Origin of the sequence: Rhodococcus sp. NPDC077669, from assembly GCF_040686915.1 — a bacterium.
In the GTDB taxonomy this organism is placed as follows: Bacteria; Actinomycetota; Actinomycetes; order Mycobacteriales; family Mycobacteriaceae; genus Rhodococcoides; species Rhodococcoides fascians.
The window spans coordinates 55361-75268 of sequence record NZ_JBFBMD010000014.1 but is presented as its reverse complement, the minus strand read 5'-3'; the positions used below and the strand labels follow the sequence as shown (position 1 = coordinate 75268).

General features: G+C 65.6%; 24 protein-coding genes. 10 read left to right on the top strand and 14 right to left on the bottom strand.

The features are described from left to right. Window positions 1–21 precede the first annotated feature (21 nt). A complete protein-coding gene (locus AB0P23_RS16805) occupies window positions 22–930 on the bottom strand; it encodes an NAD(P)/FAD-dependent oxidoreductase (RefSeq protein ID WP_032399446.1) in 909 nt (302 codons plus the stop codon). 74 nt (window positions 931–1004) lie between these two features. Here AB0P23_RS16805 and AB0P23_RS16800 point away from each other — a divergent pair, with 74 nt between their 5' ends. The 5 genes from AB0P23_RS16800 to AB0P23_RS16780 all read left to right on the top strand — a co-directional run bounded on the left by AB0P23_RS16800 (window position 1005) and on the right by AB0P23_RS16780 (window position 3110). Then, window positions 1005–1505 (top strand): MarR family transcriptional regulator, encoded by a 501-nt coding sequence (locus AB0P23_RS16800; RefSeq protein WP_052061312.1) that lies wholly within the window; start codon window positions 1005–1007, stop codon window positions 1503–1505. Window positions 1506–1573: 68 nt separating this feature from the next. Next, window positions 1574–1915: a hypothetical protein gene (locus AB0P23_RS16795; RefSeq protein WP_206498033.1), complete on the top strand. Its 342-nt coding sequence runs from the start codon at window positions 1574–1576 to the stop codon at window positions 1913–1915. Window positions 1916–1970: 55 nt separating this feature from the next. Continuing rightward, window positions 1971–2186, top strand: coding sequence for a hypothetical protein (locus AB0P23_RS16790; RefSeq protein ID WP_032365231.1), 216 nt, complete (start codon window positions 1971–1973; stop codon window positions 2184–2186). A gap of 6 nt (window positions 2187–2192) precedes the next feature. Continuing rightward, window positions 2193–2696: a Clp protease N-terminal domain-containing protein gene (locus tag AB0P23_RS16785; protein WP_204858209.1), complete on the top strand. Its 504-nt coding sequence runs from the start codon at window positions 2193–2195 to the stop codon at window positions 2694–2696. Between the two features lie 33 nt (window positions 2697–2729). Next, window positions 2730–3110 carry a phage holin family protein gene (locus AB0P23_RS16780; protein ID WP_032365232.1) on the top strand — a complete coding sequence of 127 codons (381 nt, stop codon included), beginning with the start codon at window positions 2730–2732 and terminating at the stop codon, window positions 3108–3110. On the opposite strand, the gene AB0P23_RS16775 is transcribed toward AB0P23_RS16780, so the two are convergent. From AB0P23_RS16775 to AB0P23_RS16765, 3 genes are all read right to left on the bottom strand, one after another. Then, on the bottom strand, window positions 3107–3976 hold the full coding sequence (locus AB0P23_RS16775) for a 1,4-dihydroxy-2-naphthoate polyprenyltransferase (protein WP_032399445.1): 870 nt from the start codon (window positions 3974–3976) through the stop codon (window positions 3107–3109). The two genes, AB0P23_RS16780 and AB0P23_RS16775, sit on opposite strands and share 4 nt — an antisense overlap. 47 nt (window positions 3977–4023) lie before the next feature. Continuing rightward, window positions 4024–5274 (bottom strand): Hsp70 family protein, encoded by a 1251-nt coding sequence (locus tag AB0P23_RS16770; RefSeq protein WP_206498032.1) that lies wholly within the window; start codon window positions 5272–5274, stop codon window positions 4024–4026. A gap of 154 nt (window positions 5275–5428) precedes the next feature. Continuing rightward, window positions 5429–6208, bottom strand: coding sequence for a PIG-L family deacetylase (locus tag AB0P23_RS16765; RefSeq protein WP_027498315.1), 780 nt, complete (start codon window positions 6206–6208; stop codon window positions 5429–5431). A gap of 182 nt (window positions 6209–6390) precedes the next feature. Here AB0P23_RS16765 and AB0P23_RS16760 point away from each other — a divergent pair, with 182 nt between their 5' ends. Then, complete coding sequence (locus AB0P23_RS16760; RefSeq protein ID WP_206498064.1) at window positions 6391–7947, top strand: alpha/beta hydrolase; 1557 nt, start codon at window positions 6391–6393, stop codon at window positions 7945–7947. Window positions 7948–7952: 5 nt separating this feature from the next. Then, a complete protein-coding gene (locus AB0P23_RS16755; protein WP_032365236.1) occupies window positions 7953–8333 on the top strand; it encodes a DUF4440 domain-containing protein in 381 nt (126 codons plus the stop codon). Between the two features lie 47 nt (window positions 8334–8380). Here the strand turns inward: AB0P23_RS16755 and aztD are convergent, their stop codons facing one another. The 4 genes from aztD to aztB are packed head-to-tail and all read right to left on the bottom strand — an operon-like array spanning window position 8381 to window position 12613. Next, the gene (aztD, locus tag AB0P23_RS16750) at window positions 8381–9574 is read right to left on the bottom strand and encodes a zinc metallochaperone AztD (protein WP_179274505.1); all 1194 of its coding nucleotides are present in this window, start codon (window positions 9572–9574) and stop codon (window positions 8381–8383) included. A gap of 29 nt (window positions 9575–9603) precedes the next feature. Continuing rightward, window positions 9604–10530 (bottom strand): zinc ABC transporter substrate-binding protein AztC, encoded by a 927-nt coding sequence (gene aztC, locus AB0P23_RS16745; RefSeq protein WP_032386212.1) that lies wholly within the window; start codon window positions 10528–10530, stop codon window positions 9604–9606. Beyond that, window positions 10527–11750, bottom strand: a complete 1224-nt coding sequence (locus AB0P23_RS16740) for an ABC transporter (RefSeq protein WP_206498031.1) — start codon at window positions 11748–11750, stop codon at window positions 10527–10529. The genes aztC and AB0P23_RS16740 overlap by 4 nt, the downstream gene beginning before the upstream one ends. After that, on the bottom strand, window positions 11732–12613 hold the full coding sequence (gene aztB, locus AB0P23_RS16735; protein ID WP_206498030.1) for a zinc ABC transporter permease AztB: 882 nt from the start codon (window positions 12611–12613) through the stop codon (window positions 11732–11734). Before aztB ends, AB0P23_RS16740 begins: the two co-directional genes overlap by 19 nt. A 53-nt stretch (window positions 12614–12666) precedes the next feature. Between aztB and aztA the strand changes: the two genes are divergently transcribed. Continuing rightward, on the top strand, window positions 12667–13317 hold the full coding sequence (aztA, locus tag AB0P23_RS16730) for a zinc ABC transporter ATP-binding protein AztA (RefSeq protein ID WP_032399440.1): 651 nt from the start codon (window positions 12667–12669) through the stop codon (window positions 13315–13317). A gap of 22 nt (window positions 13318–13339) precedes the next feature. Here the strand turns inward: aztA and menE are convergent, their stop codons facing one another. The 5 genes from menE to AB0P23_RS16705 are packed head-to-tail and all read right to left on the bottom strand — an operon-like array spanning window position 13340 to window position 16627. Then, window positions 13340–14476, bottom strand: a complete 1137-nt coding sequence (menE, locus tag AB0P23_RS16725; RefSeq protein ID WP_032399439.1) for an o-succinylbenzoate--CoA ligase — start codon at window positions 14474–14476, stop codon at window positions 13340–13342. 10 nt (window positions 14477–14486) lie between these two features. Then, window positions 14487–14801 carry a DUF3349 domain-containing protein gene (locus AB0P23_RS16720; RefSeq protein WP_027498307.1) on the bottom strand — a complete coding sequence of 105 codons (315 nt, stop codon included), beginning with the start codon at window positions 14799–14801 and terminating at the stop codon, window positions 14487–14489. 4 nt (window positions 14802–14805) lie between these two features. Continuing rightward, the gene (locus tag AB0P23_RS16715) at window positions 14806–15135 is read right to left on the bottom strand and encodes a DUF3349 domain-containing protein (protein WP_027498306.1); all 330 of its coding nucleotides are present in this window, start codon (window positions 15133–15135) and stop codon (window positions 14806–14808) included. A 26-nt stretch (window positions 15136–15161) separates the two neighbouring features. Next, window positions 15162–15449, bottom strand: coding sequence for a hypothetical protein (locus AB0P23_RS16710; protein WP_027498305.1), 288 nt, complete (start codon window positions 15447–15449; stop codon window positions 15162–15164). A 5-nt stretch (window positions 15450–15454) separates the two neighbouring features. Then, a complete protein-coding gene (locus tag AB0P23_RS16705; protein WP_027498304.1) occupies window positions 15455–16627 on the bottom strand; it encodes an inorganic phosphate transporter in 1173 nt (390 codons plus the stop codon). 177 nt (window positions 16628–16804) lie between these two features. On the opposite strand from AB0P23_RS16705, the gene AB0P23_RS16700 reads away from it, so the two are divergent. After that, the gene (locus tag AB0P23_RS16700) at window positions 16805–18133 is read left to right on the top strand and encodes a hypothetical protein (protein ID WP_230592925.1); all 1329 of its coding nucleotides are present in this window, start codon (window positions 16805–16807) and stop codon (window positions 18131–18133) included. A 105-nt stretch (window positions 18134–18238) separates the two neighbouring features. Next, window positions 18239–19510 (top strand): EAL domain-containing protein, encoded by a 1272-nt coding sequence (locus tag AB0P23_RS16695; protein WP_230593371.1) that lies wholly within the window; start codon window positions 18239–18241, stop codon window positions 19508–19510. Here the strand turns inward: AB0P23_RS16695 and AB0P23_RS16690 are convergent. After that, on the bottom strand, window positions 19507–19887 hold the full coding sequence (locus AB0P23_RS16690) for a VOC family protein (RefSeq protein ID WP_032369747.1): 381 nt from the start codon (window positions 19885–19887) through the stop codon (window positions 19507–19509). The two genes, AB0P23_RS16695 and AB0P23_RS16690, sit on opposite strands and share 4 nt — an antisense overlap. Between the last annotated feature and the right edge of the window lie 21 nt (window positions 19888–19908).

The window sequence follows — 19908 nt, the reverse complement described above, 5'->3', positions numbered from 1 at the left end:
CTTCGGCGCTGGCAGGAGGCGTCAGACCGCGCTGACGGCTCGGGTCACATCGAGTTCGAGTAGGTAGTGATTGATGGCGATTGCAGCCTTCGATCCTGCTGCTGCCGAATTGATGAGCTGGGCGGGGGAATCCGAGACGTTCCCCGCAGCCCACAGGCCGTCGACGCTGGTGAGCCCGGTCGGGTCGGTGGCCACCCAGCCGTTGTCGAGGCGAGTGCATCCGATCGATCGCAGGAGCGCGTCGTTCGGAACGAACGTCGGCCCGACGAACACGACTGTTCGAGGAACGACGGTCCCGTTCGTCAGCTCGATGCCTATGACGCGACCGTCCTGCACAACGATTCGAGCAACCGGTACGTCGACGATTCCGACGGACCGCGCGTCGAGTCGAAGGCGTTCGTTTTCACTCAGTTCGATGCCGTTGGTGAAGAAGACGACGTCGTCCGACCATTGGCGAATCAGCGACGCCTGGTGGATCGTGAACGGTCGGTTGGATCCGCCGACCACGGCTATCGGCTGATCCCGAACTTCGTAGCCGTGGCAGTACGGACAATGCAGCACTCCCGAGCCCCACTGTTCGTGAACGCCGGGGATATCGGGCAGTTCGTCTCGAAGCCCGGTGGCCACCAAGACCGACCGCGAGTGCCGGGACTCGCCGCCCTCGAGGCGGACCTCGAATCCCTCGTCGAGTTCAATTACTTTGCCGCGCAGAATTTCTCCGCCGTATCGGAGGACTTCCTCGCATCCAGCCCGATGCAACTCCTCGGGTGTGGAACCATCGCGCGAGAGGAAGTTGTGAACATGGTCGGCAGGCGCGTTGCGTGGTTCTTCGGCGTCGACAACGATCACTTTTCGGCGGGCGCGAGCCAGAAGTGTCGCGGCACTGAGTCCGGCTGGGCCGCCACCGATTACCACGGTGTCGTACGTCAAGATGCCTCCTCGGTGGTGGGATATGTTGTGAACGTAGCAGAACTGTCAACTAGTTAACGATATTGGTGGTGCCGATGACCGATGCCTCGCTTCGTGAGCTGACCTGTGCACGGTGGGCCGAGTTCAACCCGGAGCTGGACACCTCGCCGATGCAGGTGGTGGCCGAGATCAAGCGCATCGTCGCGCTGCTCGACGTGGCCGTCGAACCGATATACGCCGCGGCCGATGTATCCGTCGCCGAGGTGGAATTGATGGTGCCCCTGCGTTACGCGATCGAACCGGTGACGGCAGCGCGGTTGGCGGAGCTGCTCGGCATGACCCGCGCAGGTGTGAGCAAGACGCTCGGAAAGCTCGAACGCCGCGGCTTTCTGCAGCGCGTGCCCAGCGCCGAAGACCGACGGTCTGCGTCGATCACCCTGACCGATCAGGGGAGGCGCATCGTGGATGATGTATTTCCCCGAGAGCTCGAAGCGCACGGACGATTGTTCGATGTGTTGGGTGCACGTCGAAACCGTGTTCTCGAGGCCCTGACCACGCTCGCCGAGTCGATGGAGTCCGGTCTGCCGTCTCGGTGACGTTCCCGTCGGCCTGTGTCACGGCTACGCTCGCCAACACGTGCGGGGCGATTCGTAAGGCGGACACGATGAACACATTTCAGAAGTCGGCGGCAGGGTTCAACAAGGTCTTCATGGTCGTGATGAAGGCACCGGTGCTCGACAGGGTGCTCGGACGCTCGATGGGCATTTCGACCTACACCGGCCGGAAGTCCGGCAAGAGGATCACATTGCCGCTTGCGATCAGCCGGAAGGGCGAGCACCTGAAGGTCAGGGTGGCGATGCCGGACAAGAAGAATTGGTGGCGAAATTTCGTGGACGGCGGCGGTCGTGTCGATGTCGACCTCGGCGGCGTCCGGTACTCCGGCCTCGCGACGGCGACCCGTGACGACCGTGGGCGAGTGTCCGTCGATATCACTGTGGACCACTGACTTGCGTGTCAATAAAGGTTGACAACCCCCTCTCTGTCAACCTACATTGACATTCATGACAGAAGCCACTGCATTGGCCGCCGCGGCCGCCAGTTCCGATCCGGGGGAGGGGTTGCGTGCCGTAGCCGCACTTCGCCGTCTACTCGAACGTCTGGAAGCCGTCCAGGTTCGCAATGCGCGGAATCAGGGATGGGCGTGGCAGGCGATAGCGGATTCGCTGGGTGTCAGCAGACAGGCCGTTCACAAGAAGCACGGCGGAAAGGGAAGGTAGACAACCATGTTCGAGCGATTCACCACTCAGGCCAGGGCGGTCGTCATCAGTGCCCGGCTGCACGCCCGGGCGTTGCACTCGGAGCGGGTCGAACCCATTCATCTGTTCCTCGGTGCGCTCGACAAGGCCGACGAACCGCTCGGGTCTGCGCTGGCCGAGGCGGGGTTCACCCTCGACAACGCGCTCGAGGACGTGCTGTCGAGGGACGCCCGGGCCCTACGGTCCATCGGCATCGACCTTCACGACGTGATCGACACCGTCGAGACTGCGGTGGGGTTCGGCGATGTCGACCATTCGAACGATTCTCACCTGCCGTTCGCGCCGTCGGCCAAGGAAGCGCTGAAGCTGGCCTTGAAGGAGGCCGTCCGATTGCGGGACAGGGAGATCGGTGTCGAGCACATGCTTCTCGGTGTGATCGCAGGTGCCGATCCATCGTTCACCGAGCTCGTGAGTGTTCGCTGCAGCCTGAACGATCTGCGCGACGCCGTCCTGCTGGTTCGCACGTCGTAGCTCCGAGCGGGCCCGAACTCTACGATGGGCGCCATGAACTTTCTGATTCGGCTCGTGATCAATGCCGTCGCCATCTGGGTTGCGAAGGAATTCGTCGACGGCATCACCGTGACCAGCTCGGGCCGCGGTGACGGGTGGGACATCGTGGTCCTGCTCGGTATTGCGGCCGTGTTGACGATCGTCAACGCGTTCATCAGGCCGATGGTGAAGCTGTTGTCACTGCCGCTGCTGATTCTCACCCTCGGGCTGTTCACTCTCGTCATCAACGCGTTGATGCTGATGTTGACGGGGTGGCTGTCGTCGCAGACCGGTTACGGCCTCGAGATCGTCGGTTTCGCGGCCGCGTTCTGGGGCGCGATCATCATCTCGATCGTGAACTTTCTGCTGGGCGCATTCGTGCCCGAGAAGCGTTAGGCGAACGCCAGCGCCACACCGGTAGCGGCACCCCAGACGAGCATTGCCAGTCCCGAATCACGCAGCGCCGGTATCAATTCGAAGCCGTGAGCACCGCCGCGAACCGGCGAATTGGCGCGCGCAGCGAGGGGTAGCGCGAGCAGGGCAACCAGGGCCCACGGGGTTCGGGCGGTCAGCGCGACGGTCATGGCGAACGGGACGACCAACAGTGCCAGGTGCAGATAGCGCGTGCGGGTATCGCCCAATCGCACTGCGAGTGTTCGCTTTCCGGATTCGGTATCGGTAGGAATGTCCCGAAGGTTGTTCGCGACGAGTACGGCACTGGAGAAAGATCCGACGGCTACCGCGGCGAGCACGCCCGCCCAGTCGATCTGCTCGGCCTGCACGTATTGGGTGCCGAGCACGGCGACGAGTCCGAAGAACACGAATACGGCAATCTCGCCGAATCCGCTGTAGCCGTAGGGCTTCGAGCCGCCTGTGTAGTACCAGGCACCGGCTATGCAGATCAGGCCGACGATCACCAACCACCAAGCGCTCGTGGCGGCCAGGACAAGACCTGCGACGGCACCGACCGCGAAGCAGCCGATGGCTGCCCGTTTGACGGCTCCTGCCGAGGCGGCCTTGGAGCCGACGAGTCGGAGTGGGCCGACTCGGTCGTCGTCCGTGCCGCGGATTCCGTCGGAGTAGTCGTTGGCGAAGTTGACGCCCACGATCAGCGCCAACGAGACGATCAGTGCCAGTAGTGCCTTCCACCACACGCCTGCGTCCAGGGACACGGCTGCACCGGTGCCGACGAGGACGGGGGCGATAGCGTTGGGGAGCGTTCGGGGTCGCGCCCCTTCGATCCATTGTGCTGTGGTGGCCATGAGCGACGATCTTTCCGTATCTGCCGGGAGGGTGCGGACGCGGCCGGTCAGAACGGCAGGCGCGGCAGTACCGGCAGCGGGATGACAGGCATCTGGACTCCGGGGATCTGCGGGAGCGGCACCGTCGGAGCGGGCGGCGGTGGCGGCGGGTTGTAGTGCGGTTGATACTGCACGTACGGCGCGCTGTCGGCGGCTGGAGGTGGTGCAGCGGACGTCGGCGGCGGGGCCGGGATGTCCGGGGTCGGTGACGGTGTGGCGGTGGTGGTCCGTGCAGCCGAGGGTGTCGTGGTCTGCCGGATGCCCTCGTCCACGCTGGCAGGGGTGCTCAGCGGTTGATCTTTGCTCTCGGAACTCAGGCCCGAGAACAGTCCGACGGCGGCGATGACGCCCACAATCGGTAGCGCGATCAATCCGAGCCGCGCCAGCGCCGGTCGGTGCGAGACGACCGGTGCAATGCGGTCGACGTCGACGCGCGCAGCGTGCACGGCCGCCCCACCTGCAACGACGAGTTCTGGTTGCTCGGGGACGATGATCGGCAGCTGCAGAAACCGTTCGAGTGTCGTGCGGACCAGAGGGACATTGCTCGTACCGCCGATGGCGATGACCGCGTCGGGATAGAACTCGGCTTCGAGCCCCAGTTGGCGGACCGTGGTGGCAGCCTGTTCGGTGGCCCGGGCAATCGACAGCTCGAAGATGTGGCGCTCGAGAAGAATGTGCTCGCCGTCGGGCGTGCTCGTGGTCTCGTGCGTGGACAGTGCCTCTTTGATGCCACGGCAGAATGCCGTCAGAGCAGTGTCCTCGTCGTGTGTGTGCGGCTCCCGCACGATGCCGAGGCCCAGTATGTGTTCCCGAACCACCGCATCGAACGAGGCTCCGCTGATTGCTGTCGTACGAGTCGAGCCGTAGGAGCGGCCGGATTCGACGTCGACGATGTCTATGTCGACACCGGTCTCGCCTGCGTCGAACAGGGCGATGGTGCGGTGCTGGCTGGCCAGGCCGGGACGCAGGTACTCGAGGGCAGCGTCGGTCTCGTCGATCAGATGTACGTCCGAGACGTATTCCTCGGCCAGAGCCTTCGTGATGCGATCACGCTCGTCGGCGGTCCGGTATGCAATGCCCAGTGATTGCGGCGCGTCCGGGCGGTCGACGATTCCGCGAACGACCCGCGCGACGTCCTCGGGGGAGGGGGAGAGCTGCCAGTCGTCGAAGGGAGCGGCGTCTGTCCACGTGCCGTCTTCGGTCGTCCGAGACGTGCGGATGCCGCACGTTCCCAGGGACACACCTACCGACGAACGCATCTCCAACCGGCCTCTCCTGTACGACGACGTGGACACTGTACCGTCTCGAGGTTTGATTAGAGGTCCAAAACAATCCGAACGTCAGGTCGAGGGTGTTCGACGGGCCGCCTCCGACCCCAATACGACGGACCTCACGACCGGCGACCCGGTGGTGTCAGAGCGGCAGCGATGTCTCTGTCAGTCCGACCCCGCCGGTGCCCCGCAATTTGCGGAACCATTCGAGACCGAACGCAGTGGTCAGTTGCTCGATCGGCATTGCGAGAAACGGCCCGAAATCGCCGACCTGCGTTTCGTGCGCTTCCATCGCGGCCCGCTTGGCCGCGATGACGCTCGACACGTCCACGACAGTGGTGATTTCGGTTTCCGGCAGTCCGAACGACTCCATGTCCGGTGGTGACGCCTCTTCGCTCCAGTGGGGATTGGCTTCCATCAACCTGCGCATGTGGTCACGGTTGGTGGTCGTCTCGTACACGTACGGCGTCTCGGCGATCTCGGCGGCGCGCTTGCCGACGACGTGCACCTGAATGTGGTCGGGGTGGCCGTATCCACCGTTCGGGTCGTAGATGGTGACGACGTCGGCCTGCTCCTCGCGCAACACGTCGGCCAATCGCCCAGCCGCGGTGTCGACGTCGACATTGCAGAACGCCTCCGGGTTGCCGTTCTCCGGTGTGCCGGCCATTCCGGAATCGGCATAGTGCAGGCGAACGACGCGCGCGACCCCCAGGACGGCAGCCGAACGGTCCAATTCGATGTGTCGGCGCGCGGCCAACGTCTCTCCGTCGGCGAGGATGCCGTCGGGATATTCGCCGACGGCACCGTCGGTGGCCGTCACGAGTACGACGCGGTGGCCGGCGTCGGCCGCGAGCCGCATGACGCCGCCCGTGCCGAACACTTCGTCGTCGGGATGCGCGTGGAAGCAGACCAGAACACTCATGGCGTGAATGCTTGCACGTCGAAGTGGGTGCGGCCCAGTCGGCGGGCCAATACGATCTATGGGTGACCACACGGCGGTCGGCCTCGATACGTTCGTATTGGCGGGATTCGCGAGCGGATCGGTACTGTCGCGCACTACATCCGGTGGGGATCTTCTTCGCTCTGGTGTTCTTCGCGCTGTCGATGACTCCGTCTCTGCTACCTCGTGTGTGGTACCTGCAGGCGGTGGCCACGGGGATCAGCGTCGCGATCGGGTACGGCGTGGGGTGCCTCGTTGCCTGGGTGGTCCGGCGCTGCGGAGTGTCACCGAACTGGTCGGAGCAGTGGCGTCGACGTGGGTGGTGGGCGTTGGCCGCGGCTGCGGTGGTGGTGATTCCGCTGTTCCTGATCTTGGGATCGTGGTGGCAGCAGATCGTCCGCAGGCTGGTCGGTGTGGAGGACCCCGGCAGACCCCTGTACATCGCGGTGCTGGTGCTCTCGTTGGTGGTAGCGGTGGCGGTGCTTGCTCTCGCCCGCCTGCTGCGCAGAGCGACTCGGGCACTGACGCGATGGGCGAAGCAGTACGTACCGAGGCCGTTGGCGAGGATCGCCAGCGTGATCGTGGTTGCCCTGCTGGTGGTGTTCGCCGTCAATGGTGCCCTGATCCGGGGGATCGTGGCCGGCGCGGAGAAGTCGGCGTCGACCGCCGACCGCGGCAACCACGAGGGTGTGGAAAAGCCTGATGCAGCAGAACTGTCGGGGTCCGATGCGTCGAACGAGGACTGGGATTCGCTGGGGCAGGAGGGGCGACGCTTCGTGGTCTCCGGGGCATCGCCCGACGAGATCAGTGACTTCACCGGAAGGCCTGCAGTGCAACCGATCCGCGTGTACGCCGGTGTCGAGTCGGCCGAAACGGTCGAGGGTGTGGCAGAGCGGGTGGTGGCCGAACTCGAACTTACCGGCGCATTCTCACGGGCCGTGCTCGGTGTCGCGACCACCACCGGACGTGGCTGGGTCAACGAATCCGTCGCCGGCCCTCTCGAGTATCTGTACGACGGAAATTCGGCGATTGCGTCGATGCAGTACTCGTTCCTGCCGAGCCCGATGGCATTTCTGGCCGACCGGCAGACCCCGCAGGATGCCGGACGAGCCCTCTTCGAGGCGATCTACGCGGTGTGGAGCGAACTCCCGGAAGATTCACGACCCAAGTTGGTGTTGTTCGGCGAGAGCCTCGGTGCCTACGGCGGGCAGGATGCATTCAGCGGTGCGCAGGACATGATCGCTCGTATCGACGGCGCTCTGTGGGTCGGCAACCCCAATTTCACGCCTCAGTGGGCGCGTATCACGAGCGGACGCGACGCCGGTTCCCGCGAGATCCTGCCTGTCATCGACGGCGGAGAGCACGTGCGATTCGCGAGTTCGTCCGGGGATCTCGACATCGGTGGTCCGTGGGAAGAGCCGCGAATCGTTTACTGGCAGCACGCATCCGACCCGATCGTGTGGTGGTCACCCGATCTGATCCTCGGCAGGCCCGACTGGCTGCGGGAACCCCGCGGCACCGACGTCGATCCGGGAGTGCAGTGGTTCCCGTTCGTGACGTTCTGGCAATTGACCTTCGACCAGGTGTTCTCCACCGACGTCGACGACGGGCACGGCCACAGCTACGGAGCCGACGCAGTGCGCATGTGGGCCGACATTCTCGAACCGGCGGGATGGTCCGACGCCGACGTCGAGCGGCTGTACGAGAAAATGGCGGGTTGACATCGGTGCCGGAGAACGACGAGGTCGGCCAGGTGTTGGAGCTGGAGCGGCAGCTGCAGCGGGCCGAGACTCGGGCTGACAGAAGCAGATTCGTGGCGCTGCTCGCGGACGATTTCGTCGAGATCGGAGCATCGGGGGTGGTGTGGACCAAGCAGTCGATACTCGAGCTGTTGGGCGGAGAAAGTGCGGACGACGGCATCATCGAGGTCCACGATCTCTCCGGACGGATACTGGACGTGGGTGTCGTTCTGGTGCAGTGGACGTCACGACGGTCGGGACGTCGAGCCCGTCGATCGTCGATCTGGCGACGCACCTCCGATGGATGGGAACTGGTGCATCACCAAGGCACACCTGTGGTCGACGGTCCGCCGGATCGGACGGGGTAGCCGAACCCGGGGACGCAGAGTGGATTTCTGCGTCCCCGGTTGCAGGGTCAGGCAGTCACGACGACGAATTCGTTGGGCGTGACATCGAGTTGCTTGCTCTCGGTGACGTTTCCGGAGGTGAGGTCGACGGCGTGGATGCTGTTGCCGGCCGGTTCGGTGACGTAGGCGGTGTCACCCGCGATGGAGATGCCGGGGTGGGCGTCCTGGTATTTCGCGGGACCTTCCCAGGCGTCGATGACGGGGTACGAGGCGGTGAATGTCTTTGTCGTCGGGTCGAATACGTGGACTGCGCCGTCCGATCCGATGATGTAGGCCAGGTCGCCGGGGCCTCGGGCGACTCCGCGCCAGGTGTATTCGGCACCGTCGGGGAGCTTCACGACGTCGAGGGTCTTGGCCGCGGGGTCGATGACGGTGACCGCGTGCAGGAGTGAGCCCTCTGCGTCCGGGTCGTCCTTGTAGTCTCCGACGATGAGGGGGCTGGTCTCGCTCACATACGCGTTGCCCGTCCGTCCGTAGGGCTGGTCCGGAGCGTCGAGCTTGGTTATCTGGCCCTTGTCGTAGATCAGAGCGCCGTTCTCGCAACCGAAGACGACGATCTCGCCTTCCGCTGTTCCCTCTCCGTGGACGCCGGGGCACTGATCGTTTTTGGCGACGACCGCTCCCGATGCGTCACGAACCTCGATGCCGGTGCGGCCGTTCGAGTTCCCGACCGTGGTGAGAAACGTGCCGTCTTCGAGGACGATCGAGACGCCGTGGTGCGCGTCGACACCGGGGATGCTCTCGGTCTCCGGGAGCCCGTCTGCGGATTCGAGCGCTGCGGTGTCGAAGATCGTGGTGTCGCTGGTGCCGTCGGCGTACAGGATGGTCTTGCCGCCGTGTCGTACGACGTGACCGGGCTTCTCGGCTTCGAAGACGGTGTCGGTCAGTTGCGGTTGCTCGGTCGTCCCGGCCGCGGTGTCGAGCACACGGAAGCCCTCGCTCGTGGTGACCATGACGTTGCGGTCGTCGCCGGCGAGGTTGAGGCGCGTGTACTCCTCGGAGTCGAAATCAGCGACGGTCTCGAACGTCTCGGCGTCGAGCACCCGAAGGCCGCCTTCGTAGGACACTGCGACCCGTGGCCCGGCCGCAATCGATGTGGATTCGGCGGCGGGGGTGGTGCCGGAGGAGCAGGCCGCCAGGGTCGCTACCGCACCGAGGGCGAGCGCGGTGACGCTCGCCCTTCGAAAATCGTTGATACGCATGATTGTTCCTTTTCTGTGTGACGAATCGGTCAGCTGGTGAGTCCATCGGAGATGCGCTCGGTGTTGACGCGCATCATGGTGAGGTAGTCGGGGGCACCGCCGTCGGGTGCGGTGAGGGATTCGGTGAACAGTTCGATCACAGTGACGCGAATGTCGGCCTCACTCGCCAAGGCCTGGACGAGACGATCCGGAGATGACGATTCCGCGAATATCGCAGGAACACCGGTCTTTTCGATGGCTCCGACGAGTTCGGCCAGATCGGAAGCAGACGGTGCCGCCAGGGTGGTGCCGCCGGGAATGGCTGCCCCGATCACCGTGAAATCGAAACGGTTTGCGAGATAACCGAATACATGGTGATTGGTGACGAGTGCGCGGCGCTGATCCGGGATCGCAGCGAAGGTGGCGCTCATGTCGTCGTCGAGCCCCTTCAACTGCAGCCGGTAACCTGCTGTGCGGTCGCTGATTTCGGCAGAATCGACACCGTCCAGCTCGGCGAGCGCCGGCTCGAGGGCGTCGACGACGGCTGTCATGCGCGCGGGATCGGTCCAGAAGTGCGAATCGGGACTGCCTGCGGCGTCCCCTTCCGTGTACTCGAGGACGTCGATGGCGTCGCCCGCGACGAAGGTGGGCACGTTCTCCGCCGTTGCCTCGTCGAGGTGTTGCTGTAGACCTTCCTCGAGGCCGAGACCATTGGAGACGATCAGGTCTGCCGTGCGTAGGCGGGCACCTTCCTGCGCCGAGATCTCGAAGGAATGCGGGTCGGCGTTCGGCTTCATCAGCGTCACCACGTCTGCCTCGTCGCCGACGAGCTGCTGCACGACGTCGCCGAGGATGTTCGTCGACACGATCACCACCGGGCGGTCGTCACCGTCGGCGGAGCAGCCGCTCAGGCACAGTCCGATTGCTGCGGCCACCGCCACTGCCGATGAGAAACGGCCGACGCGTCCGCTCGTCATCGTCCGGTCTCCGCGGTGAAGGCCGGTTCGGTCGCGGTGTCGAAGGTCCGCGCTATGCGGGCACCGTCGGCGTAGTCGATTTCGTACAGCCGTCGTTCGGTCGGGGCGCTGAGATAGGCGCGCTGATCGTCGGCGACGAGAGTCGGGGACGCGCCGGCCTCGAGTGATTCGGCCACCAGCGGTTCGGTTTCGGCCAGAATTGCACCGTTGTTGCCGTCGAGTATCAGGACTCGGCCATCCTCGGTGAGGGCCAGCACGTGCTCGTCCGCATCGTCCACGGCGGTGACGTGCACCAGGGGTGCCGGTGCCGGGAGTAGGGACCACGACCGTTCGCGGGTATCCAGCATCCAAATGCCCTCTGCACCGGCAGAACCTGCGACCGTGGGGCGGCCCTCGCGGTTGTCGAACGACGTCGCTGCCGCGGCGGTAGCGCCGGCCGGGTAGGGGATTCTCTCGACCGCCAATTCGTCACCGGTGGCCGAGGCGAGCAGTGCGCCGTCTGCGCACTCGATCACGGCACCGACCCTGGTGGTGATCGTGCCGCGGGCCTGCGGGCACGGCTCGACCGGCCCGGTGCGTTCGCCGTCGGCGGTGTACCCGACGACCGAGGTCGACGGACCGGAGCCCTCGGTCACGAGCGCGAAAGTGCCGACGGGAACGACCGTTCCGGCACCGGGCGTGGTGACCTTTCGGAATCGTTCCACGACTGTGCCTTTCGACAGGGCCTCGGTGTCGAGCAGCACAGCCTCGCCGGAGTCGGCAAAGAACAGTCCGGTACCTCCCGAAGTCGAAAGGTTGGACGTGGCAACGGTTGCCGAACCTGAGCCGCCGACCGTGCCGAGCAGTCGAGGCTCGCTGCGGTAGTAGTGAAAATGGTCGACGTGGTCCCAGGTCCAGACCCCGCTGTCGACGATCTCGACGCCCGCGTCGGTCTGCACGAACAGGTAGCGGCCGTCGGTGTGCAGAGCCTGCGGGGCTCCGATGGTCCCGAGATCGGTGACGGTGTCGTCGAGCAGATCGCGATGGGACACCCGCCCCGTCGGGTCCACGGACGTGAGCCCGAGCCGCGGTTCGGCGAGTTCGGCGGCACCGGCTATTGCCCCGTGGCCTTCGCCTGCGGGTTCGTCCGTGCGTGGCAGGTTCGTCTCCGAGGAACAGGCCGTCGATGCGAGAACGAGGGCACCGACGGCGATTGTGGTGGTCAGGATGCGGGTGCGCACGTGTTCCTTTCGGGTGAAGTGGGGCGAGGACGGATGGCGGTGACGGCACTGCGTATCGCGTACGACAGGCCGGACACCGCGATCGCGGTCGCCGCCACGGAGGCACCGGCGGCGGTGGCCGCGTGCCAGGAGATCAGTAGGCCGCCGAATACGGACAGCACGCCGAGGGCGGCCGCCACCAGCATTCGAGTGGGAATGCGGGTGGTCCACTGCCCGGCGGCGACGGCAGGGGCGAGCAGGAGTCCGACGACCAGCAGCGAGCCGACGGCTTGGTACGACGCGACGACTGCCAGCGTCACGAGTGCGACGAGAACTGCTTGAGCCGAGCGCGGCCCGAGTCCGAGCACCGAGGCAATTCGGGGGTCCAGCGCAACGGCGACCAGCGGTCGATGAAACAGCGCCGCGACAGCAACTCCGAGTGCGGCCGCTCCTGCCAGGAGATAGAGGTCCGTGTGCGAGATGGCAAGAATGTCGCCGAACAGTATGGACGTGGCGTCGGTGGCGAAGCTCCCCGAGTGGGAGATGACGATGACGCCGAGCGCCAACATGGACACGAACAACATCCCGATGCTCGTGTCGTAGGACAGTGTTCCGCGGCGTTGCAGCGCGGTGATCCCGAGGCTCATGGCGACCGCGCTCAGTGCGCCGCCGATCATCACCGGAACTCCGAGAACGGTCGCGAGAGCGACACCGGGCAGCATTCCGTGTGCGAGCGCCTCACCCAGAAATGCCATGCCGCGGATCACCACCCACGTTCCGACCACCCCGCACAGCACGGCGACCAGGGCTCCGCCGAACAGGGCGCGTTGTACGAAACCGAGGTCGAACGGCTCGAACAGCGCGTCGATTGTCTGAAATGGCACATTCGGGAGCTTAATGAGATTGATAACGATATTCAAAATCGTATGGTGGCAATGTGAACACCTCAGCTGTCAGCGCGTCGTCCCAGTTCGCTCGCCTCCGGGGCGTCCGCGTCGAGTTCTCCGGCCACACGGCACTCGCAGGCGTCGATCTGGACCTGCTACCCGGTCGGCTCACGGCCATCGCAGGGCCGAACGGTGCCGGCAAGTCCACGTTGCTCGAGGTGGTCGCCGGCACCCGGCCACTGACGGGCGGGACCCGAAGCGCAACTCGCGCAATTGCATTCGTTCCGCAGCGCGCTGCTGTGCCGGATCGGTTGCCGTTGACCGTATGGGACGTCGTGGCAGTGGGTGCGTGGGGACGCCTCGGCCGGTGGCGTCCGATGAACACCGAGGCTCGGGCATCGGTGCGCGACGCTCTCGAGCGCCTCGACATCGCGGAACTGACCGGCATGCCGTTCGCCGACCTGTCCGGAGGGCAGCGTCAGCGGACCCTACTGGCGCAGGGTGTGGCCCGCCGGGCCGATCTCCTGTTGCTCGACGAACCCACGACAGGTCTCGACGCCGCCAGTGGACAACGGATTCGAGCCGTCATGCGTGAGGAGACGATGCGCGGAGTTGCCATTGCGTGTGTGTCTCACGATCCCGAGGTGTTGGCCGCGGCCGACCGAGTCGTGCGACTCGAGGACGGTCGAATCGTGTCCTGACGGATACGCGCGTCGGGTGCTCTCACCGCGCTGCCAACGCGGCTCGCAATCCCGCGCGGTCCAGTTTGCCCGGGCCTCGGGTCGGCAGTGCGTCGACGAGGAACAGCTCCCGCGGTGCAGCGGTGGCATCGAGCGACTGCTCGACGTGAGAGCGCAACTCCGCCAACGTCACCGGCGCAGAGGCAACCACTGCTACCACCACCTTCTGGCCGAGGCGCTCATCCGGCAATCCGACGACAGCGCACTCGCGGACAGCGGGATGCGTTGCCAGCGCGGCTTCGACCACCTGCGGTACGACGGTCAAGCCGCCCGTCGAGATGGCCTCGTCGAGTCGACCGGTGATGCTCAGCACCCCGTCGATCATCGTGCCTGCGTCGTCCGTGCGGAACCATCCCGGCTCGGCGAACGCCGGGTGATCGGGTAATCCGCGATAGCCCGAGGCCAGAGTCCGCCCGCCCAGAACCACTCGTCCGTCGTCGATCCGAACGACGGTGCTGTGCAACGGAACTCCGTCGTACACACAGCCGCCCGCGGTTTCGCTCATGCCGTAGGTGCGTACCAATCGAACGCCCGCGGCAATGGCTCTCTCGCGCAACGGAATCGGCGTGGCAGCGCCGCCGAGCAACACGGCGTCCAGTGATGCCAGTGCAGCAGTGGCCTCGGGGTTCTCGAGTGCTTTGACCAACTGGCCGGGCACCAGGGAGGTGTAGCGCAGCGGACCCGACATCCGTCCCACGGCCTCGATCAACGCGGCCGGGTCGAAGCCGGCAGATACGTCCATGATCACCGGCGACGTGCCGGCGAGCACGCTGCGCAGCAACACCTGCATCCCGGCGATGTGGTGTGCGGGCAACGCCAGCAGCCATGAGCCGGGCCCGCCGAGTCGCTCCTCTGTTGCCGTCGCCGACGCGACCAGTGCGGACGCAGAAAGCATGGCACCCTTGGGAATTCCCGTCGTCCCCGACGTCGCGACGACCAATGCGACGTCGTCGTCGATGGGGGTTCCGGGGGCCAACGCGTCGTGCAGGCGACGGATCTCGCGTGGATCGTCGGCGGGGACGGGGAGGACGGCCGGGCCGTCGCCGGCCAGCAGACGGCTCAGCCGCGGCAGGATGTCTGCCGCGGCCGAGCCTGCTGGAATGGGAACGCTCTCGAGCACACTGGCGAGATTAGTCCTTGCGCCGGATCGTGAACGGGTCGGCCAGAGGCCAACCCCCGGCGGCGAGGTTCGCGCGCACCCGATTGACGTCCTCTTCTCGGGGCAGCTCGTTGGTGACCTTGGTGATGGTGACGGAAATTCCTGCCTTGTCGGCAGGTAGCTGGCCGTCGGCGATGAGGGCATCCATCACCGACTGCACTTCGTCGTCGGACAGTCGCCGATTCAGAAGGGCAAGGAGGGGAACGTAATCCGCTTCGGGTACCCCGTCGGGATACCCGCCGCGGAGCCACTCGACGATCGAGTGGAGGAACGACGGGACCGCCATGGTCTTACAGGGCAGCCGGATCCGCGAGCGGCCAGCCACCGGCGGCCAGTCGTGCCGAGACACGGGAGATGTCCTCGGCCGTCGGCTCGGCGTCGATCTGGTCGCGGATGTACGTCGCGATCTCCTCGGTCGAAATGGCCCCGTCGTCGAGTGCGCCGGTGGCGGGAGAAACCAGTTCGAGAACGATCTCCTGCACCTGTGCGTCGGTGAGTGCGGCGCGGCGCAGAAGGGCGACGAGCGGGAATCGGTCCTTGGGCGGAACGCCCTCGGGGTATCCGGCTCGGAGCCATTCGAGCACCGAGGCCGGGAAAGCGGTCTTGGTGGAGTCGGTCATGAGAGCTGTACCCCTTCTCGGGTGTGTCAGAAGACGGAGATGCCGAATGTGCTGTCGAGGAAGTTCTTCATGATGAAGAGAATTCCGGCCACGATGGCGACGACGACCACTGCGAAACAGAGGACGGCCGCGGCAGTGGCCACTGCCGGGCGGGCCACGCGTGTGGTGCCCGAGGCAGTGGCCTCGTCCGAGGGCTCACCGACCGAGAGTGCCTTGAGTCCGAAAGCGAAGATCGCGGGCAGTCCGGCACCGAGCAGCAGGCCGACGAGAACAACCTGCCAGAGCGAATCGAGTGTGTGCTTCAGGGTTTCCATGATGTTCAGACCTTCGCGGGGGAGTCGGTTTCGGCGGCGGCAGGAACGAGTCCGCCGTCCCATTCGGCGTTCACGTTGTCCGGATCGACGGGTTCGCGGCGCGAGCGGATGTACATGACGGTGGCCAGGCCGACGAGGATGGCGAAGACCACGAGGATGCCGGGCAGACCGCCGATCGTGTGGGCGAGCAGCCAGCATGCGGCGCCGACCACGCCGGCGAGCGGCAGGGTGATGACCCAGGCGACGGCCATGCGTCCTGCGACGTTCCAGCGCACGGCGGCACCGGGCTTGCCGAGTCCCGATCCGAGGATCGAGCCGGTCGCGACCTGCGTGGTCGAGAGCGGGAGGCCGAGGTGGCTCGACGTCAGAATGATTGCCGCAGATGAGGACTCGGCTGCCATGCCCTGCGGGGATGCGATCTCGACGAGGCCCTTACCGAGGGTGCGGATGACGCGCCAGCCGCCGAGGTAGGTGCCCAACGCGATGGCGAGGGCGCACGTGACCTTGACCCACAGGGGCATTTCGGCGTCCGGCGAGACGGTCCCGTAGGCGACGAGCGCCAGGAAGATCACGCCCATCGTCTTCTGGGCGTCGTTGGTGCCGTGGGCGAGGGAGACGAGTGAGGCCGAACCGATCTGGCCCCAACGGAATCCGCGCTCCTTGGATTTCTCGGGAACTGCGTTGGTGATGCGGTAGATGATCCAGGTGCCGACGGTGGCGACGAGGCCGGCGACGATGGGGGCCAGTACGGCGGGCAACACGATCTTGCTCCACACCCCGTCCCACACGACGCCGCTGGTTCCCAGGCCCGCCATGGTGGCACCGATGAGGCCGCCGAACAGTGCGTGCGAGCTGCTCGACGGGATGCCGAGCAGCCAGGTGGCGAGGTTCCACAGAATGCCGCCGACGAGGCCGGCGAAGATGATGGTCAGCAGGGCCTGGCCGCCGGTGTCGCCGAGATTGACGATCCCCTTCGCGACGGTGGCTGCGACCTCTACGGACAGGAAGGCGCCGACCAGGTTGAGGACGGCAGACAGGGTGACCGCGACCTTGGGCTTCAATGCCCCCGTTGCGATCGACGTCGCCATGGCGTTGGCGGTGTCGTGGAAACCGTTGGTGAAGTCGAAGGCCAGGGCCGTCACGACCACCACGAGAAGTACGAGAAATTCAGCGCTCACGGTGGAAAGTGTGGGACACGAACGGTCATTGGAGGAAATTTCTTGCGAAGTGTTCTTCTCGGGTGCCGCGAAGTCGTCTCCAGTTCACCTCCAGTTCACCTTTTTGCCTTATATGTCCACTTCGTCTGTGGCGTAGCGCACGGCGGTGGTCTCCTCCGGTCGAAGCATTGTGGAACAGTGGACGACGTGAAGGGATCGGGTATGGATGATGCGGTGTCGGCCGCCCTGTCGTACTTCGATTCCGTCGACCCGGCTCTTGCCGCCGACGCCCGGCTCGGGTGGGACGGACTGGCCGCGGTGTCGCCGCCTGCGGGGCCGACACAGCATTCCGTACAGACATTTCTGTGGATCTATCTGCGCCACGCGGCCGAGGGCCCCGACCGGGCCGTCGACATCGCCCGTGCGCTCGGGGATCTGCTCGAGCGGCTGGGACGCGTCGCGTATGCGGAGATCGCACGCAGCGGCGTGACGGATGAGCTCGTACGTGCCACCGACGATGCGATCTGGCTGCAGCAGTATCGCGCCGCCACCGAGCAATCCGGTATCGGAGCAGTCGACACCGAGTTGGTGACGTGGCAGGACGCTCCGACCGGGGTCGAGCGGGCCATCGTCGAAAAGATCGGTGAGACACTCGAAGTGGCGACCATCGCCGGTGAGTTCGAGCCGTCGAAGCCCGGTGGCCGACCACTGGGAGTCACCGCACGGGCGACGCGTCGCCGCGGCGTGACCGACGCGGTGCTGACCTCGGATCAGGGCAAGAACGACACCGACGACGTTCTGCTCGAACAACTTCTCGACCACCGCATCGAACTGTGGAGCAGTTACAGCGCTCCACGCGCCGAGCTCTACCTGGGCTTGCGCGAGGCGCTGCACGAGGCGGCCGAGCCGGTGTACGGGTGCGTGCGCAGACTCGAGAGCTTCATCGGCTGCATCGGCGACGGCGTGGCGCTGACCGATGCCGGGTATCTGCCGGACGATCTGGTGGCGCGGATCGCTCGCACCGTCTTTCCGGTAGCCGAGCGTCCGCAGTTCGTCGGACGCGAACTCGATACCGACAAGGTTCTCGCTCTCCGGCGTCTGGTGATGCGACTTCGGTTGATGCGGCGGTCCGCAGGCAGGCTGGTACCGACGACGCGCACCCGGCAGCTGAGCTCGGACGGATTGTGGCGCGTGCTCACCGGGGGAATCGTCGGCAGCGACTACCACCCCGACTCGATCGCTGCTGAGGTTCTCCTGGCCCGGATGATCCTGGGCAACGACATCGCCGACGCGCAGGCGACGGCCGACGATTCGGCTCGACTGTTGCGTGCGGAGGGATGGACCCACGCGGGGGAGGAGCCGGAGTCGGAGCACGCCGAGACTCTGGCGGACACGTTGATCGCAGAACTCGACGCTCTTGGAGCGTTCCGCTCGGCCGACAACCGCGTCGCAACCGACGAAGGCGCACGGGTGGCCGCGGCTGTGTTGCGTCATCGGCTCCTGCACACGCGCTTCCCGGCATTGTGACGAGCTCGAGATGGGGTTTGCCTGCGGTCTGCCGCTCGTGCACGGTTAAACTCGGTTCCACCCGGGTCGAGAGCGTGCCCGGATGTCGGCTGCGAGGAGATGCTGGTGGACGGTGAGGTGCACGACACCGCACGCTCCCAGTCCCGGCGGCAGAGCGACTCGGCTCGCCGCTACCTCGATCTGGAAGCAACCACACCCGCGTTGCGCTCCACCGTCGAATTCGCGGCACGCAGTGTCGGATTCGCCATCGCCCAGCTGAACGTGTTGGACGAGGACACCCAGTACACATTGGTCAACATCGGCGGTCCACCGATGTCCACCGTGGTTCGGGCCGACACCCTGTGCGACGACGTGGTGCGCACGGGAGTGCCTGCGGTCGTCGCCCATGGCCGGGTCGATGCGACCACCCGGCAACGCGCGCTGCTCGACGAGAACGGCATCGAGTCCTATGCCTCGGTTCCGCTTCGCGGACGAGAAGGTCTGGTGATCGGCACTCTGTGTCTGCTCGACCGCACTTCGAGGCCCCTCTCCAACGACCAGATGCAGGAGCTCGAACAGTTCGCGTCCGTCCTCGAGGAGCAGCTCGATCTGCATCGGCGGGTCGGCTCGGGATCCACCCGACTCGGCAGCGACAACGACATCGCCGACTCCCTCGCCGACGGTCACATCGTGCCGTGGTTCCAGTCGATCGTGGACCTACGGACAGAGGAGATAGTCGGCTTCGAGGCATTGGCGCGCTGGCACCATCCCACTCGGGGTCTGGTGGTGCCCGCGGACTTCGTGCCGTTCGCCGAGGCGAGTGAACTGATCATCGACGTGGATCTGAGCGTGCTCGCGCAGGCAGCCGTGGAGATGAAGAAGTGGCACGTACACCGACCGGACCTGCGGCTGACCGTCAACATTTCCGGACGTCATCTGGCGCATCCGGACGGCGTCGGCCAACTCGAACGCGCGATCGCGTCGACCGAGGTGTCGCCGAAATCCATTTCGCTCGAACTCACCGAGACCTCGTCGGTGACGCCAGGGCCGTTGTTGCGCAAGCACATCGACGACGTGCACCGGCTGGGTTTCCGCGTCCTGCTCGACGACTTCGGCTCCGGCTGGTCGTCTCTCGAACGCTTGGTGACGTTGCAACCGGACGGCATCAAGATCGACGGACATCTGACGCGGTTCATCGACACCGTGGCCGGTCGGGCGATGATCAAGTCGTTGGCCTCGGTCGCCAAGGATCTGGAGCTGACGATGATCGTCGAGGGGATCGAGAGTCGAGCTCAGGCCGACGCCGCTCTCGATCTCGGATGCACTCTGGCGCAGGGATATCTGTGGTCGAGGCCGCAATCGGCGTCGGCGGTACTGCGAACCGTCTCGGGTGGCTAGCGAGTATCCCGGCGGAGTGGGTGGTCCTGCGGAATCTGCACCAGCACGATGGGGATTCCATCGGGATCCTCGATCCACATCTCGATGAGTCCCCAGGGTTCGGTGGTCGCCGCCCGCACGATCGCAATGCCGGCCTGCTCCAATTCCGATGTGGCAGAATCGATGTCGCGCACCTGCAGCCACAGTGCCCCGGAGAACGAACCCGGCTCCTCGGTGCCACCGTGCGCTGCGATCTCGATCAACCCTTGGCCTGCGAACAGCACCGTGCCGCCGGGATATTCACGGCACACCGCAAGAGACAGGCCGTCTCGATAGAACTCGAGGGTCTTCCGGTAGTCGACCGGGCGCAGGATGGTACGTGCAGCGAGGATGTCCACCTCGCATGGATATCACGCAAC

Bases quoted from the DNA above. Each gene is read 5' to 3' on its own strand.
- AB0P23_RS16785 (WP_204858209.1), top strand. From the start codon at position 2,193: ATGTTCGAGCGATTCACCACTCAGGCCAGGGCGGTCGTCATCAGTGCC.
- AB0P23_RS16715 (WP_027498306.1), bottom strand. From the start codon at position 15,135: ATGACCGACTCCACCAAGACCGCTTTCCCGGCCTCGGTGCTCGAATGG.
- AB0P23_RS16775 (WP_032399445.1), bottom strand. From the start codon at position 3,976: ATGGCCACCACAGCACAATGGATCGAAGGGGCGCGACCCCGAACGCTC.
- AB0P23_RS16795 (WP_206498033.1), top strand. From the start codon at position 1,574: ATGAACACATTTCAGAAGTCGGCGGCAGGGTTCAACAAGGTCTTCATG.
- AB0P23_RS16720 (WP_027498307.1), bottom strand. From the start codon at position 14,801: ATGGCGGTCCCGTCGTTCCTCCACTCGATCGTCGAGTGGCTCCGCGGC.
- AB0P23_RS16800 (WP_052061312.1), top strand. From the start codon at position 1,005: ATGACCGATGCCTCGCTTCGTGAGCTGACCTGTGCACGGTGGGCCGAG.
- AB0P23_RS16760 (WP_206498064.1), top strand. From the start codon at position 6,391: ATGACTCCGTCTCTGCTACCTCGTGTGTGGTACCTGCAGGCGGTGGCC.
- AB0P23_RS16780 (WP_032365232.1), top strand. From the start codon at position 2,730: ATGAACTTTCTGATTCGGCTCGTGATCAATGCCGTCGCCATCTGGGTT.
- AB0P23_RS16710 (WP_027498305.1), bottom strand. From the start codon at position 15,449: ATGGAAACCCTGAAGCACACACTCGATTCGCTCTGGCAGGTTGTTCTC.
- aztC (WP_032386212.1), bottom strand. From the start codon at position 10,530: ATGACGAGCGGACGCGTCGGCCGTTTCTCATCGGCAGTGGCGGTGGCC.
- AB0P23_RS16770 (WP_206498032.1), bottom strand. From the start codon at position 5,274: ATGCGTTCGTCGGTAGGTGTGTCCCTGGGAACGTGCGGCATCCGCACG.
- AB0P23_RS16790 (WP_032365231.1), top strand. From the start codon at position 1,971: ATGACAGAAGCCACTGCATTGGCCGCCGCGGCCGCCAGTTCCGATCCG.
- AB0P23_RS16765 (WP_027498315.1), bottom strand. From the start codon at position 6,208: ATGAGTGTTCTGGTCTGCTTCCACGCGCATCCCGACGACGAAGTGTTC.
- aztD (WP_179274505.1), bottom strand. From the start codon at position 9,574: ATGCGTATCAACGATTTTCGAAGGGCGAGCGTCACCGCGCTCGCCCTC.